The sequence below is a fragment of the Aeromicrobium wangtongii genome (assembly GCF_024584515.1).
Classification (GTDB): domain Bacteria; phylum Actinomycetota; class Actinomycetes; order Propionibacteriales; family Nocardioidaceae; genus Aeromicrobium; species Aeromicrobium wangtongii.
Genome location: NZ_CP102173.1, coordinates 1,868,215 through 1,882,234 on the forward strand (window position 1 = coordinate 1,868,215; position 14,020 = coordinate 1,882,234).

A 14,020-nucleotide genomic window follows, 5' to 3' on the forward strand; every position below is an offset into this window, starting at 1 on the left:
TGAGCATGGCGCACTACCGCAGCGCCGGGTCCGTCCCGCCCAAGCGCCACACGCAGCACCGGTCGCCGGACGGGGCCCTCTACCGCGAGGAGCTCATGGGGGAGGAGGGCTTCTCGTCCGACTCCTCGCTGCTGTACCACCGCGGCGTCCCGTCGGCGATCGTCGACGCCCGCCGTTGGGAGCTGCCGGACCAGGCCGCGACGCCCAACGAGCCGTTGCTGGCGCGTCACCTGAAGCTGCACGACCTGTTCGACGGGGGAACCGGTCGCGATGTCGTCACGAGCCGCCGGCTGGTCCTGGCCAATGCCGATGTGCGCATCTCGTACGTCGTGGCCTCCGAGACGTCCCCCTTCTACCGCAACGCCACCGGCGACGAGTGCGTCTTCATCGAGTCGGGGACGGGGACCGTCGAGACGGTGTTCGGCCCGCTGCGCTTCGGCCCGGGCGACTACGTGATCATCCCGCGGGCGACCACGCATCGCTGGGTGCCGGACGTTTCGACAAGCTCAACGGGCGATGGGAGCTCAACGGGCGGCGGGAGCTCAACGGGCGGCGGGAGCTCAACGGGCGGCGGGAGCTCAACGGGCGAGGTGCGGGCGTACTGCATCGAGGCCAACAGCCACATCACGCCGCCGCACCGCTACCTGTCGCGGTACGGCCAGCTGCTCGAGCACTCCCCGTACTGCGAGCGGGACCTGCGCGGACCGGGGGAGCCCGAGCTGCGCGAGGGCTCGGACGTCGAGGTGTTCATCAAGCACCGCGGTTCGGGTCCCGGCGGGCTCAGCGGCACGGTCCACGTCCTGCCTGAGCATCCCTTCGACGTCATCGGCTGGGACGGCTGCCTGTATCCCTATGCCTTCAACGTCGCCGACTTCGAACCGATCACCGGACGCGTGCACCAGCCACCGCCGGTGCACCAGGTCTTCGAGGGCCGCAACTTCGTCATCTGCAACTTCGTCCCCCGCAAGGTCGACTACCACCCGCTGGCGGTCCCGGTGCCGTACTACCACTCGAACGTCGACTCCGACGAGGTCATGTTCTACGTCGCCGGCGACTACGAGGCCCGCAAGGGATCGGGCATCGGCCGGGGATCGGTCTCCCTGCACCCCGGCGGCCACTCCCACGGTCCGCAACCGGCCGCGATCGAGGCCAGCCTCGGCGCCGAGTTCTTCGACGAGCTGGCGGTCATGGTCGACACCTTCAGCCCGCTGGGGCTGGGCGAGGCGGGACGAGCCTGCGATGACGGCGAGTATGCCTGGTCGTGGAGCAGATGACGACGGACTTCGGTCGCACGACCCTGCCGTACTGCTCGTTCGTCGGGGTGGGGGAGAAGCGTCCTCGGGTCGGCGTCGGTGTCGGCACCGACGTCCTCGACCTGACCGCCGCAGCCGCACGGTTCGTCCCCGACCGGGCCGGCCTGTTCGCCGACGGCACGCTCGACCGGTTCCTCGCTGCCGGCGCAGATGCCTGGCACGAGGTGCGCGATGCGCTCACGGCGTGGGTCGACGACCCGTCAGCCCGAGCCTTCCTCGTCCCGGCGGCCGAGGTCGACCTGGTGCTGCCGTTCACGGTCGCGGACTACGTCGACTTCTACGCCTCCGAGCAGCACGCCACCAACGTCGGACGGCTCTTCCGCCCTGACGGCGAGGCGCTGCCGAGCGCCTGGAAGCACCTGCCGATGGGATATCACGGTCGCGCGGGCACGGTCGTCGTCTCGGGGACACCCGTCACCAGGCCGTCGGGGCAGAGCCGCGCGGCCTCCGGGCACATCGATGTCGGCCCCAGCGCGCGGCTGGACCTGGAGGCCGAGATCGGTTTCGTGGTCGGGGTGCCGTCCACGCTGGGCCGCCCGGTGGACGTGGACCGGTTCGAGCAGCACGTGTTCGGCATCTGCGTGGTGAACGACTGGTCGGCGCGTGACCTGCAGGCCTTCGAGTACGTTCCGCTCGGCCCGTTCCTCGCCAAGTCGTTCGCGACATCGGTGTCCCCGTGGATCGTCCCGCTCGCAGCCCTGTCAGGCGCCCGCGTCGAGCCACCGGCACGCGATCCGCATCCGCCCACCTACCTGCAGGACGAAGATCCGTGGGGGCTCGACCTGGAGCTGGTCGTCCGCATCAACGACACGATCGTCTCGCGCCCGCCCTTCGCCTCGATGTACTGGACGCCGGCGCAGATGCTGGCGCACCTCACGGCCAACGGCGCCTCGGTGCGCACCGGCGACCTCTACGCGTCAGGCACCGTCAGCGGACCGGCCGACGACCAGGTGGGCTCCCTGCTGGAGCTCTCCCGCAACGGCGCCGAGCCGGTGAAGCTCGACGACGGATCGTGCCGCACATTCCTGCTCGACGGCGACGAGGTCACGATCTCGGCCACCGCGGCGGCGCCGGGCGGCGGGCACATCGCCCTCGGCGAGGTCACCGGGAACGTCATCGCGCGCCAGCCCTGAGCACAGGAGGAATCATGTTCGATGAAGGTCAGTACTTCGCCCCGGTCGTCTCCCGCGACGACGGGAGCCTCGCGGTGCAGCTCGGCGACGGGCATCCGGGCCTCAACGATCCGGAGTACCGGCAGCGACGCGACCAGCTGGCGACGATGGCGGACCGCTGGGTGCCGGGGGAGCCCGCGCCCCGGGTCGAGTACACCGACCAGGAGCACGACGTCTGGCGGGTGGTGTGCGAGGACCTGCGGGCCAAGCACACGACCTACGCCTGCCAGGAGTTCCTGGACGGCAAGGAGGCGCTCGGGCTGCCGGTCGACCACGTGCCGCAGCTGGAGGACCTGTCGGACCATCTGGAGCCGCTGACCGGGTTCCGGTACCGCCCGGCGGCCGGGCTCGTGCCGTTGCGGGAGTTCTACGGCGTCCTGGCCGAGAGGGCGTTCTGGGCCACCCAGTACGTCCGGCACCACTCCGTCCCGCTCTACACGCCCGAGCCCGATGTGCTCCACGAGGTCGTCGGTCACGGCAACACCCTCGCCGATCCGCGCTTCACCGGGCTGTACGCCGCGGCGGGCGCCGCAGCACGACGCGTCGAGACGCCCGAGGCGCTCGACTTCGTCAGCCGGATCTTCTGGTTCACCCTCGAGTTCGGCGTCGTGCACGAGCCGGACGGCCTCAAGGCGTACGGGGCGGGGATCCTGTCCAGCCCCGGTGAGATCGAGGAGTTCCGCGACATCACGATCCGGCCCCTGGACGTCCTGGCGATGGGCACCCAGGACTACGACATCACGCACTACCAGGAGGTGCTGTTCGCCGGCCGGTCCTTCACCCACGTCGAGGACGTCATCGGCGGGTTCTGGACCGACTGCGACGACGACTCGATCGCCGCGCTGCGGGCTGGAGCGGCCTGAGTCTCAGCGCTCGAGGGCGCGTCGCAGATAGGGCGCCGTGATGCTGGCCGGGTCGTCGAGCAGGTCCGCAGGCGTCGCGGCAGCGACGATCGTGCCACCCTGGTCGCCACCACCGGGGCCCAGCTCGATGACCCAGTCGGCGGCCGCCACGACCTGCATGTCGTGCTCGACCGTCACGACGGTGTCGCCGGCAGCCGTGAGCCGTCCCAGCACGCGCACCAGGTCACGGACGTTGACCGGGTGCAGACCGCCGGTCGGCTCGTCCAGCACGAACACGGTGCCCTCGCGGCGCGGGCGCTGCAGCTCGGTGGCCAGCTTGATGCGCTGGGCCTCGCCGCCGGACAGCTCGGTCGCCGGCTGGCCGAGGGTCAGGTAGCCCAGCCCGACGTCCAGCAGCGTCGTGAGCGAGCGGTGGATCGCCGGCACGTCGGCGAAGAAGTCCGCCGCCTCGACGACGGTCATCGCGAGCACCTGCCCGATGTCGCGGTCGCGGTAGTGCACCTTGAGCGTCTCGGGGTTGTAGCGCGAACCGTGGCACGTGGGGCACTCGGAGTAGCTCGTGGGCAGGAACACCAGCTCGATCGCGATGAAACCCTCGCCCTCGCACGTCGGACAGCGACCGGCGGCGACGTTGAACGAGAACCGGCCCGCCGCCCAGCCGCGCTCCTTCGCGTCGGGTGTGGCCGCGAACAGCCGCCGGACGCCGTCGAACAGCCCCGTGTAGGTCGCCAGGTTCGAGCGCGGGGACCGCCCGATGGGCCGCTGGTCGATCGAGATGATGCGATCGGGCTGCTCCGACTTCTCGTTGTCTGCCTCGAGGCGTTCGACCATCGCGGCCAGCAGTGAGGACTTGCCCGACCCGGAGACACCGGTGATCGCCGTCATGACGCCGATCGGCAGCCGGATGCTCACGTCCTGGACGTTGTGCCGCGTCAGGTGGTCCAGCTGCCGCCAGCTCGCCGGCTCACGGGCGGACAGCACGGGCGGGTCGGTGCGGGAGAACATGAACTCGGCGGTCGCGGAGTCCTCGACGTCCGCGAGCCCGTCCGGCGGACCGCTGTGCACGATGTGCCCGCCGAGCACGCCCGCGCTGGGACCGACGTCCACGACCCAGTCGGCGTTCCGGGCGATCGACAGGTCGTGCTCGACCACGAACAGCGAGTTGCCGGCGGCCACGAGCTCGCGCAGCGCGGCGTACAGCGCCTCGGAGTCGGCCGGGTGCAGACCGGCGGACGGCTCGTCCAGCACGTAGAGCACGCCGAACAGTCCGGCGCGCAGCTGACCGGCCAGCCGGACGCGCTGCAGCTCGCCGGGGGACAGGGCCGTGCTGGAGCGGTCCATCGACAGGTAGCCCAGTCCCAGCCCGATGATCGCCTCGACGCGTGATGCGAAGTCCTTCACCAGTGACCGCGCCGCCGTGGACGCCGCCGCGCCGTGCCGGTCGGTGCCCTTGGCCTGCTGCTCCAGCCCGGTGTCGAGCAGCGCGCACACCTGCGACAGCGGCATGGCCGCGAGGTCGGCGATGTCGACGCCGGCGAACGTGACTGCCAGCGCCGCGGGTCGCAGCCGCTTGCCGTGGCACGTCGGGCACGGCCCTTCGGCGCGGAAGGCCTCCAGCTTCTCGCGCTGCGTCGCCGACTGGGTCTTCGCCAGGTTGCGCATCAGGTACTTTTCGGCCGACGACCAGTGGCCGTGGTACTGGCTGGCCTCGCCCTGCTTGTTGCCCTGCAGGAGCATCCGGGGCTCCTCGTCGGTGAACAGCAGCCAGTCACGCGTCTCCTGCGGCAGCGTGCGCCACGGGGCGTGGATGTCGATGCCGAGCTTGGTGACCATGCGGCGCACGTTCAGGCCGACCCAGGCCTTGTTGGCCCACACGCCGATCGCGCCCTCGTCGATCGACAGGCTCGGGTCCGGCACCAGCAGCGCCTCCGTCGTGGTGCGCGAGACCCCGCTGCCGTGGCAGGTCGGGCAGGCCCCGACGGCCGTGTTGGGGGAGAAGGCCGATGCGGGGAGGTGGTCGGCACCGTCGGGATAGGTGCCGGCCCGGCTGTACAGCAGCCGCAGGACGTCCGACAGCGAGCTCAGCGTCCCCAAGGACGACCGCGAGCTCGTGGCGCCGCGGGCCTGCTGCAGCGCCACGGCGGGCGGCATGCCGTCGATCGTGTCGATGTCGGGCGCGCCGACCTGGGACAGGAGCCGGCGGGCGTACGGGGCGACCGACTCGAAGTAGCGCCGCTGCGACTCGGCGAAGACCGTGCCGAAGGCCAGCGACGACTTGCCGGACCCGGAGACGCCGGTGAACACCACGAAGCAGTCGCGGGGCAGATCGACATCGATGTCGCGCAGATTGTGCTCGCGGGCTCCTCGGACGCGGATCCAGCCCGATGAGCCCTCGGGGAGTGCAGTGCCGTTCAGGTCGGGTCCAGGGCGAGCAGGCATCCCCCGAACCTAGGCCATGTGCTCGCTGCTCGCCTCGTCGGCGGCGGCCCGTGCCGCGTCCTTCAGCCGTCGCATCAGATCGGCCATGGCCGCCACCTCGTCCTCGTCGTAGGAGTCCAGGACGGTGCGCATGTGCCGGCCGAGCAGTCCGAACATCGCCGAGCCGACCGCGAGCGCCTGGTCGGTGACCTCGACGCGCACGGACCGCCGGTCGCCCTCGACCCGCTCGCGGTGCGCGTGACCGGCACGCTCGAGCCGGTCGACCATGGCCGAGGTGGCGGAAGGGCTCAGATTCAGCCCGTCGGAGATCTCCTTGGGCGACGCGCCCCCGCGATCCATGACCAGGGCGATCGCCGCCAGGTCGGTGTGGTGCATCGAGTGCAGATGGCTCATCTGTGCGACGTACCGCTCGGTCTCCTGGTTGAAGCCGCGCAGCTCGCGCACGAGATCGCGTGCTGCGGCCGAGCCCATGTCGCCCCGGTCTGCGCTTGTCATGAGTGCATCGTACAGTTTGATGGTGGAATCATTCGATCGCGGAACTAAATCAAAGCGGCGCGAGCCGGGTCGCAAGACGTCGATCCTGGTGGTGCTCCTGTTCGTCCTGTTCTCCGGCGCCGTGTTCGCGCTGGCCCCCGAGGCCCGCGAGTCCAATGCGCCCGCCACCGGACTTCCGGACTCCAAGGACTCGACGACCGTCGCACAGATCGAGGCGCGGCTGCCCTCCAGCGGCATCGCCCCGGCCATCGTGGTCGTGAGTCGCGACAAGGGCCCCCTCGACGCCCAGGACGATGCGGCCGTCTCCGAGCTCGCCCAGCAGCTCACCCGCTTCGCGAAGGGTGACGCGAAGCTCGAGCCGGTCTACTCCGACGACCGCTCCGTGGCGCTCGTGGCCGTTCCCCTCTCGTCCTCCACCGGCGAGGAGAAGATCGACGCGATAAGGTCTGCGGTCGACAAGGCACTGCCCGGGGGCCTGAGCGCCGAGGTCACCGGCGGGCCCGCCTTCGCCGCGGACCTGAAGGACGTCTTCGCCGGTGCCGATGTGCGTCTGCTGGCCGCCACCGCGTTCGTGGTGGCCCTGCTGCTGCTGGTGACCTATCGCAGTCCGTGGTTGTGGCTCGTCCCGCTGGTCGTGGTCGCCGTCGGTGACCGAGTGGCAGCGCTCGTCGTCGCGACCGCGAGCCAGGTGTTCAACTACGACATCGACGGGTCGACCGCCGGCATCACATCGGTGCTCGTGTTCGGCGCCGGCACCAACTACGCCCTGCTCCTGATCGCCCGCTACCGCGAGGAGCTGCGCCGCCACGACGACCGCTACGCCGCGATGCGGGCGGCCTGGCGGCAGGCAGCACCGGCCATCCTGGCGAGCTCGGGCACCGTGACGCTGGCGCTGCTGACCCTCAGCTTCGCCTCCACCCCGGGCAACCGCGCCCTGGGTTGGTCGGCAGCCATCGGCATCGTCGTCGCGGTGCTGTTCGGCCTGGTAGCGCTGCCCGCAGCGATGGTGCTGTTCGGCCGCAAGCTGTTCTGGCCGTTCGTGCCGCGGGTCGGCCAGGACGATCCGGCCCGGACCGGCCTCTGGTCGAAGGTGGGACGGACCGTCGTGGGGCGGCCGAAGACCTTCGCGGCCGGCTCCGTGGCGTTCCTGGTCGTGCTGGGGCTGCTCGGGGTCGGCCTGAACATCGGGCTGACCCAGAACGAACGCTTCCGGGAGACGCCGGAGTCCGTCCTCGGCCAGGAGACTCTCGCCAAGGCGTTCCCGGCCGGATTCGCCGAGCCCACGGTCGTGCTGACCCGCCCGGGCGACGTCGCCACGGTCCTGCGCGAGATCGAGGACGTGGACGGCGTGTCCACGGCCAAGCCGCAGTCCGACTCGTACGAGTGGGCCGAGATCAACGTGGTGCTCGACGGCGACCGCGGATCGGACCGCGCGGCGTCCACCATCGAGCGGCTTCGCGACAAGCTGGGCGACACCGCGCTGGTGGGCGGGCCTGACGCCGAGGACCTGGACGCCGCCGCGGCCGCCTCCCACGACCGCACGCTGATCATCCCGCTCGTGCTCGCCATCGTGATGGTGATCCTGCTGGTGCTGCTGCGCTCCATCGTGGCCGCGGTCGTGCTGGCCCTGACGGTCGTCGCCACCTATCTCACCGCCATGGGTGCGGGCTGGTTCGTGTTCGAGCACTTCTTCGACTTCCCGGCCATGGACCTGCCGGTGCCGCTGTTCGCGTTCATCTTCCTGGTCGCCCTGGGCGTCGACTACAACATCTTCTTGACGACCCGGGCCCGCGAGGAGGCCGCGACCCAGCCGATCGCCGGCGCCATGACGTCCGCCCTGGCCGTCACCGGTGGAGTCATCACCAGTGCCGGCATCGTGCTCGCCGCGGTGTTCGCAGTGCTGGGCGTCCTCCCGCTGGTGACACTGACCCAGATCGGCGTCATCGTCGGAATCGGCGTCCTGCTCGACACCCTGGTCGTGCGCAGCGTGCTGGTGCCGGCGCTCGCGACGTTGATCGGGGAGAAGTTCTGGTGGCCGGGGCATCCCGGACGCCGTGCGGCCCGCCGGGCGACATCGCGGTTGGAGGCACGACAGGAGGGTACGACCGCGCCATGAGTGACTACGAGAGCGATCAGATCGAAGCCATCCAGAACGTCGTCAACCACGTGTCGGCCTATCAGGACGGGGCGGAGCTGGACTTCGTCCGCGCCGAGCTCCGTCGCGGGTTCGACGAGGTCGCGGTCGAGGTCGACCCCGACGACGTGACGAAGCTCGCCACCGCCATCTACGAGGACAACGGGGACGTCTCGGTGACCGAGGTACTCGGCTGAGCTCCTCGGCGTGTCGACCGGCCGGGTGACCGGCTCGGTCACCGAGACTGTGTGGCGGCCCCCGGACCCGGGGCCCGTCCACACCTCCTCGGGAGCATCTCGTGACACTGGCCAAAGACCCCACCGCCGTCCTCGCACACCCTGGGGCGGTCGTGGTCGGGACCGACGGATCGTGCGTGAGCAATCCCGGCCCCACGGGCTGGGCGTACGTCAGCGACGACGGCGCCACGGCGTGCGGCGGCCTGCTGACCGGCACGAACAACATCGGTGAGCTGCTCGCGGTCCAGAACGCGCTGCGCGACTTCGCCGACCGGCCTTTGGTGATCCAGGCCGACTCCAGCTACACGATCGGCTGCTCGACGACCTGGGCCGCGGGCTGGGCCCGCAACGGCTGGCGCAACTCCAAGAAGGAGCCCGTCGCCAACCTCGCGATCGTCCAGGAGATCCATGCCCTGATGCAGGCCCGCAACGCCGCCGGTATGCCGGTGTTCTTCCAGAAGGTCAAGGCCCACCTGACTGATCGCACGGTGTGGCCGCTCAACGTGGCCGCCGACGAGCTCGCGGGTCAGGCCTCGGCCCGCGCTGCCCGGGGGGACGTCACGGAGGTCCGGACGGCCCTTCGCTGAGGTCGGTCGCGCCGGTCAGTCGATGTCCTCAGGCTTGAGCGGACGAGGGGTCGCATACACCTCCGGCGGCAGCCCCCACTCGTCGCGGCCCAGCCGGGCAACCGGGCGGAGCCTGTCGATCTCGGGATGCCCGTCCACCAGGACCGACTCGTCGACCGTGATCGCCACGACGGAACCGAGCACCAGCACCGAGTCACCCAGCTCGATCGTCGAGTGCAGGGTGCACTCGAGCGAGGCAGGCGAGCCCGCGACCCGTGGCGGCGCGACGTGCTCGCTGGGCTCCATCGCGATGTCCAGGAGCGACGCCTCGTCGTCCTCGGGGGCGAATGCGGCGCTGCTGTTGTTCACCAGATCGAGCTGGGGGAGCGAGGCGATGTTCACCACGAACTCCTGGGTGGCCAGCACGTTGGCCAAGGTGTCCTTGTGCCCGACGGAGGTCCACGACACGATCGGCGGGCGGGCGCACGCCACGCTGAAGAACGAGTGCGGCGCCAGGTTGCCGATGCCGTCCGCGGACAGGCTCGAGATCCACGCGATGGGACGCGGCACCACCAGAGCCGTCAGCAGCGGATAGGGCTTGACCTGGGGATCGTCGGTGCGAAAGACGGTGCGCATGGGCCCATCCTCGCGTGGTGGCGCAGGTTCGGCACGGTGTCCCGATCCGCCGAGCGTCACCCGCGCGAAACAAAATCTGTCGGACCGGAATAGCACGATGGAATGTGGTGCTGACCACACAGGGGAAACACCGCAATCACCATCAATTACTCGTTCCGAGGTCCTGCCGATGTCCAGTCTCGAACCACCCGTACCGTCCTCCGAAGCGCCAGACCCGAAGCGGTGGCTGGCCCTGGCCGTCATCGCGGTCGCCCAGCTCATGATCGTGCTCGACGCCTCGATCGTGAACATCGCGCTGCCGTCCGCGCAGAAGGATCTGGGCATCAGTGATGCCGACCGGCAGTGGGTGGTCACCGCCTACACGCTGACCTTCGGTGGCCTCCTGCTGCTCGGCGGGCGTATCGCCGACTTCGCCGGTCGCAAGCGCATCCTGGTGGTTGGGTTGATCGGTTTCGCGGCGGCGTCGGCGCTGGGCGGCATCGCCTCCAACGCCGCGCTGCTGTACTCCGCGCGCGGGCTGCAGGGTCTGTTCGCCGCGCTGATGGCGCCGGCGGCGCTGTCGCTGATCTCGGTCACGTTCACCGAGCCCAAGGAGCGCGCCACCGCCTTCGGTGTCTTCGGTGCGATCGCCGGCGGCGGCGCGGCCATCGGTCTGATCGTGGGCGGGGTGCTGACCGAGTACGCCTCGTGGCGCTGGTGCCTGGGCGTCAACGTCCCGATCGCGCTGCTCGCCGCCCTGGCCGCGTTGCGGTTCGTGCGCGAGAGCAAGGCCGAGGGCGACACCAAGTACGACATCCCCGGCGCGGTGCTGGTGACCGTCGGGCTGGCGTCGCTCGTCTACGGGTTCACCGAGGCCGCCAAGCTGAAGGATCCGGGCCGCAGCATGGAGGTCATGGGGTGGACGGCTCCGGGGACCATGACCTTCCTGGGTGTCGCGATCGTCCTGCTGGTGGCGTTCGTCCTGTGGGAGCGTCGGACTGCGAACCCGTTGCTGCCCCTGCGGGTGGCGCTGGATCGCAACCGCGGCGGTTCCTACCTGGTCTTCCTGTTCGTGGGGGCCGGTCTGTTCGCGATGTTCCTGTTCCTGACCTTCTACTTCCAGGCCACGCTGGGCTACACGCCGCTGCGCTCGGGCTTCGCCTTCCTGCCGTTCAGCATCGGCATCATCGCCGGCGCCGGCGTCATCTCCCAGCTGCTGCCCCGACTCGGGCCCAAGCCGATCATGCTGCCCGGTCTGGCCAGCGCGACGATCGGCATGCTGCTGCTGACGCGCGTCACCGCCGACACCTCGTACTGGACGCACGTCCTGCCGTCGCTGGTGCTGCTGAGCGTGGGCATGGCGGCGGTCTTCATCCCCGCGTCCAGCACCGCGCTGGTCGGCGTCGGCTCGCACGATGCGGGCGTGGCGAGCGCGCTGCTCAACACCTCCCAGCAGGTGGGCGGCTCGCTGGGGACGGCCCTGCTCAACACGCTGTACGGAGGCGCGGTGACGGCCTTCGTGACCGACAACCTGCGCGGGGCCGCCAATCCCAAGCAGGTCGCGGCGGACTCGCTGGTGCACGGGTACCACGTGGCGTTCTTCTGGGGAGGGATGCTGCTGCTCGCAGCGCTGGTCGCTGCGACCCTGCTGATCGTGGCCAAGAAGGACGACATCCCGGCCGAGGGCGCGGCTGCCGTGGCGTGACGTCCCGGCTCAGCGGGGCGCGATCGACACCGTGCACACCAGGCCCAGATGGTCAGAGCTGTCCGGCTCGGTGGCCTGGACCCGCCCGTCGAGCGCCGTGACGCGGGGGCCCAGGTAGATCGCGTCGAGGTGCTTGCCGGTGCGGGGGACCGGCTCGCCGATGCGGTGGTGGACCTGGAGGTCCGCGTCGACGACCTTCGTCGCGGATCTCCAGTCCACGTACCCGGCGGCCTGCAGGATGCCGCGGGGGGTGTCGGGCCGGACGGCGACGTTGTTGATGTCGCCGGCGATGACGTCGACCGAGAACTCCTCGCACACCTCGGCGAGCCGGGCGCCCTGGATCTGCCGGGAGGCGGCAGCCTTCTCCGCCGTGGTGTGGACCGAGGACGACAGGTGCGTCGTCGCCCCGGTCCAGACCACGCCCGTGTCGACGTGCTGGTACCGGGCGATCGTGACGTAGCGCTGCTGGCGGGTGCGGGTGCCCAGCTCGATCTCCTGCGAGCCGATCAGGCGGTGGACCGCCGGATCGCTGTAGACGTCATTGCGCCCGTGGGGCGACCGCACGACCTCCCAACGCGGCAGGATCGTGGCCAGGCTGCGCCGCTCCGGGCGCTGGTTGACCTCGACCAGGAAGTACACGCTCGCGCGCATCCCGTCGGGGCCGTTCATCTCCCGGTCGAGCATCCGGGCACGCCCTGGCCACCGGTGGTGCACGCGGGTCCAGTTGGAGCCGAGGATGTTCTTGAAGCCGAGGCGGAAAGTTGCCGTCATCCGGCGACGCTATCGGACCGCGGACGCCGAGCGGACGCAGCGCCGACCTTGTAGCGTCGAATCCGATGCCTCTTCTCAGCTCGACCTTCGCCGACAGGATCGTCTCGCTGCTGCCGCGCGAGCTCGTCGACAAGGTTCCGCGCGACCACCTGGAGTCCGATGAGGCATTCCACCGGCGCCGCCGGGTCGTCGGAGCGGTGAGCCTGACGGGCGCAGCCCTGCTGGGCAGGTCGTTGTCGACCGAGCCCGACTCCAAACAGTTCTACGCCCTGACGATGGGAGTCGCCGCCACGTGGACCGCGGGGGCGTTCGCCTCCGGTCCGTTGCACCTGGGCTGGGAGCAGGACCACGACGAAGGGCTGCGCCGACCGCTCGTGACCCCGGTCGTGATGGGTGCGGCGGCCTTCGGCGCCTTCTACGGTGCTGCGCTGGTGGCGCGCCGGATCCCGGTGCTGAACCGCGCGCTGACCAACATCCTGGCCTTCGCCGACCAGGGCTCGGCTCCGCTGGTCACGATGACGACGTTCGCCAACGGCGCCGCGGAGGAGGTCTTCTTCCGGGGAGCCCTGTACGCCGCGGCCGGCACCAACCATCCTGTGGTCAAGTCGACGGCGGTCTACACGCTGGCCACGACCGCGACCCGCAACCCGGCACTGGTCCTCGCAGGAGGTGCCATGGGGACGCTGCTCGGCCTGCAGCGTCGTGCCTCCGGTGGCATCCAGGCGCCGATGCTGACCCACCTGACCTGGTCGGCCCTGATGCTGCGGTTCATGCCGCCGCTGTTCCGCAAGACCGGCGCCGAGACCGTGCGTCCCGGACAGCCGCCACAGGTGTGACGATGGGCCCTTCCCCGCGGTGACCGGGCATCGACCACAATGGCCGTGTGCCGTGGCCGTCGTGGGAGCAAGCCTCCATCGCCGCGCTGCTGAGCATTCTCCTCTGGTGGATCCTCGGGCGGCTGCCGAGCACGCGTACCGGTGCGGCGCTGCAGCCGGCGTTCCGTGAGTTCGCGCTGGTCGCGGGGCTGTACGCCGTGTGGCGGCTGGCGCGCCAGCTGCCGATCACGCACGAGTCCGGAGCCATGGACCGGGCACGAGCCATCGATCACTTCCAGCACGCCCTGCGCCTGCCGAGCGAGATCGGGGTCCAGCACTTCGTGGTGGACCACGACTGGCTGGCCCGCTTCGTCAACGGCTACTACGCGATCGTGCACGTCCCGGCGCTGATCGCGTTCCTGGTCTGGGCCTTCTGGCACCACCGTGACCGGTACCCGCACTGGCGCAACGGGCTGGTGGCCGTGACGGCCGGTTGCCTGGTCATCCGGTTTCTCCGGGTCGCTCCGCCGCGGTTCGTCGAGGAGCTCGGATTCGTCGACCTGTCCTCACGGTTCGGCCTGGGCGTGTACGGCGACGTCGGGACCGGCGTCTCCGACCAGTACGCCGCGATGCCGTCGATCCACGTGGGCTGGGCCGCCGTCGTCGCGCTCGGGGTGTTCGCGATGAGCACCAGCCCTGTGCGCTGGATCGTCCTGATGCACCTGCCGGTCACGGTGTTCGTGGTCGCCGCGACAGGACACCACTGGTGGCTCGACGGCGTCGTGGCCCTCCTGCTGCTGGCCGGTGGGCTGGCGCTGGACACCGCGGTGAGGCGTCTGCGGTCAGCACCGGCCGCGCCGGCCGAGGTCACCGCAGCGCGCTGACCCGCCTTTCGC

13 protein-coding genes are annotated in these 14,020 nt (G+C 70.5%); 9 read left to right on the plus strand and 4 right to left on the minus strand.

Features of this window, described 5'->3' with window-relative positions:
* The first annotated feature begins 5 nt into the window (after positions 1 to 5).
* Genes NQV15_RS09265 through NQV15_RS09275 form a run of 3 tightly spaced genes read left to right on the plus strand, consistent with a single transcriptional unit; the run spans position 6 to position 3,348 of the window.
* Complete coding sequence (locus tag NQV15_RS09265; RefSeq protein WP_232399537.1) at positions 6 to 1,274, plus strand: homogentisate 1,2-dioxygenase; 1,269 nt, start codon at positions 6 to 8, stop codon at positions 1,272 to 1,274.
* On the plus strand, positions 1,271 to 2,446 hold the full coding sequence (fahA, locus tag NQV15_RS09270) for a fumarylacetoacetase (protein WP_232399812.1): 1,176 nt from the start codon (positions 1,271 to 1,273) through the stop codon (positions 2,444 to 2,446). Before NQV15_RS09265 ends, fahA begins: the two co-directional genes overlap by 4 nt.
* Positions 2,447 to 2,460: 14 nt before the next feature.
* Positions 2,461 to 3,348 (plus strand): phenylalanine 4-monooxygenase, encoded by an 888-nt coding sequence (locus NQV15_RS09275; RefSeq protein ID WP_232399538.1) that lies wholly within the window; start codon positions 2,461 to 2,463, stop codon positions 3,346 to 3,348.
* A 3-nt stretch (positions 3,349 to 3,351) separates the two neighbouring features.
* Here NQV15_RS09275 and NQV15_RS09280 read toward each other — a convergent pair whose 3' ends face one another.
* Together NQV15_RS09280 and NQV15_RS09285 are read right to left on the minus strand one after the other, a co-directional pair.
* Positions 3,352 to 5,787, minus strand: coding sequence for an excinuclease ABC subunit UvrA (locus NQV15_RS09280; protein WP_232399539.1), 2,436 nt, complete (start codon positions 5,785 to 5,787; stop codon positions 3,352 to 3,354).
* Positions 5,788 to 5,796: 9 nt separating this feature from the next.
* Positions 5,797 to 6,282: a MarR family winged helix-turn-helix transcriptional regulator gene (locus NQV15_RS09285; RefSeq protein WP_232399540.1), complete on the minus strand. Its 486-nt coding sequence runs from the start codon at positions 6,280 to 6,282 to the stop codon at positions 5,797 to 5,799.
* 22 nt (positions 6,283 to 6,304) lie between these two features.
* Between NQV15_RS09285 and NQV15_RS09290 the strand changes: the two genes are divergently transcribed.
* The 3 genes from NQV15_RS09290 (at position 6,305) to NQV15_RS09300 (ending at position 9,239) form a co-directional block, all read left to right on the plus strand.
* Positions 6,305 to 8,398, plus strand: a complete 2,094-nt coding sequence (locus tag NQV15_RS09290; RefSeq protein ID WP_232399541.1) for an MMPL family transporter — start codon at positions 6,305 to 6,307, stop codon at positions 8,396 to 8,398.
* Entirely contained in the window at positions 8,395 to 8,613 is a 219-nt protein-coding gene (locus NQV15_RS09295; protein ID WP_232399542.1) for a hypothetical protein, read from the plus strand. Before NQV15_RS09290 ends, NQV15_RS09295 begins: the two co-directional genes overlap by 4 nt.
* A 152-nt stretch (positions 8,614 to 8,765) precedes the next feature.
* Entirely contained in the window at positions 8,766 to 9,239 is a 474-nt protein-coding gene (locus NQV15_RS09300) for a ribonuclease H family protein (RefSeq protein ID WP_257125123.1), read from the plus strand.
* A gap of 15 nt (positions 9,240 to 9,254) precedes the next feature.
* Here the strand turns inward: NQV15_RS09300 and NQV15_RS09305 are convergent, their stop codons facing one another.
* Complete coding sequence (locus NQV15_RS09305; protein WP_232399544.1) at positions 9,255 to 9,854, minus strand: flavin reductase family protein; 600 nt, start codon at positions 9,852 to 9,854, stop codon at positions 9,255 to 9,257.
* 169 nt (positions 9,855 to 10,023) lie between these two features.
* Between NQV15_RS09305 and NQV15_RS09310 the strand changes: the two genes are divergently transcribed.
* Positions 10,024 to 11,538: an MFS transporter gene (locus tag NQV15_RS09310; protein ID WP_232399545.1), complete on the plus strand. Its 1,515-nt coding sequence runs from the start codon at positions 10,024 to 10,026 to the stop codon at positions 11,536 to 11,538.
* A gap of 9 nt (positions 11,539 to 11,547) precedes the next feature.
* Here the strand turns inward: NQV15_RS09310 and NQV15_RS09315 are convergent, their stop codons facing one another.
* A complete protein-coding gene (locus NQV15_RS09315) occupies positions 11,548 to 12,309 on the minus strand; it encodes an exonuclease/endonuclease/phosphatase family protein (protein ID WP_232399546.1) in 762 nt (253 codons plus the stop codon).
* Positions 12,310 to 12,374: 65 nt separating this feature from the next.
* Here NQV15_RS09315 and NQV15_RS09320 point away from each other — a divergent pair, with 65 nt between their 5' ends.
* Both NQV15_RS09320 and NQV15_RS09325 read left to right on the plus strand, forming a co-directional pair.
* Entirely contained in the window at positions 12,375 to 13,145 is a 771-nt protein-coding gene (locus NQV15_RS09320) for a CPBP family intramembrane glutamic endopeptidase (RefSeq protein WP_232399547.1), read from the plus strand.
* A gap of 47 nt (positions 13,146 to 13,192) precedes the next feature.
* On the plus strand, positions 13,193 to 14,008 hold the full coding sequence (locus NQV15_RS09325) for a phosphatase PAP2 family protein (protein ID WP_232399548.1): 816 nt from the start codon (positions 13,193 to 13,195) through the stop codon (positions 14,006 to 14,008).
* Positions 14,009 to 14,020: the final 12 nt, after the last annotated feature.

What these genes read in the sequence shown, in the direction of transcription:
- NQV15_RS09275 (WP_232399538.1), top strand. Translation starts at nt 2,461, where the DNA reads ATGTTCGATGAAGGTCAGTACTTCGCCCCGGTCGTCTCCCGCGACGAC.
- NQV15_RS09280 (WP_232399539.1), bottom strand. Translation starts at nt 5,787, where the DNA reads ATGCCTGCTCGCCCTGGACCCGACCTGAACGGCACTGCACTCCCCGAG.
- fahA (WP_232399812.1), top strand. Translation starts at nt 1,271, where the DNA reads ATGACGACGGACTTCGGTCGCACGACCCTGCCGTACTGCTCGTTCGTC.
- NQV15_RS09320 (WP_232399547.1), top strand. Translation starts at nt 12,375, where the DNA reads ATGCCTCTTCTCAGCTCGACCTTCGCCGACAGGATCGTCTCGCTGCTG.
- NQV15_RS09285 (WP_232399540.1), bottom strand. Translation starts at nt 6,282, where the DNA reads ATGACAAGCGCAGACCGGGGCGACATGGGCTCGGCCGCAGCACGCGAT.
- NQV15_RS09295 (WP_232399542.1), top strand. Translation starts at nt 8,395, where the DNA reads ATGAGTGACTACGAGAGCGATCAGATCGAAGCCATCCAGAACGTCGTC.
- NQV15_RS09310 (WP_232399545.1), top strand. Translation starts at nt 10,024, where the DNA reads ATGTCCAGTCTCGAACCACCCGTACCGTCCTCCGAAGCGCCAGACCCG.
- NQV15_RS09315 (WP_232399546.1), bottom strand. Translation starts at nt 12,309, where the DNA reads ATGACGGCAACTTTCCGCCTCGGCTTCAAGAACATCCTCGGCTCCAAC.
- NQV15_RS09305 (WP_232399544.1), bottom strand. Translation starts at nt 9,854, where the DNA reads ATGCGCACCGTCTTTCGCACCGACGATCCCCAGGTCAAGCCCTATCCG.
- NQV15_RS09265 (WP_232399537.1), top strand. Translation starts at nt 6, where the DNA reads ATGGCGCACTACCGCAGCGCCGGGTCCGTCCCGCCCAAGCGCCACACG.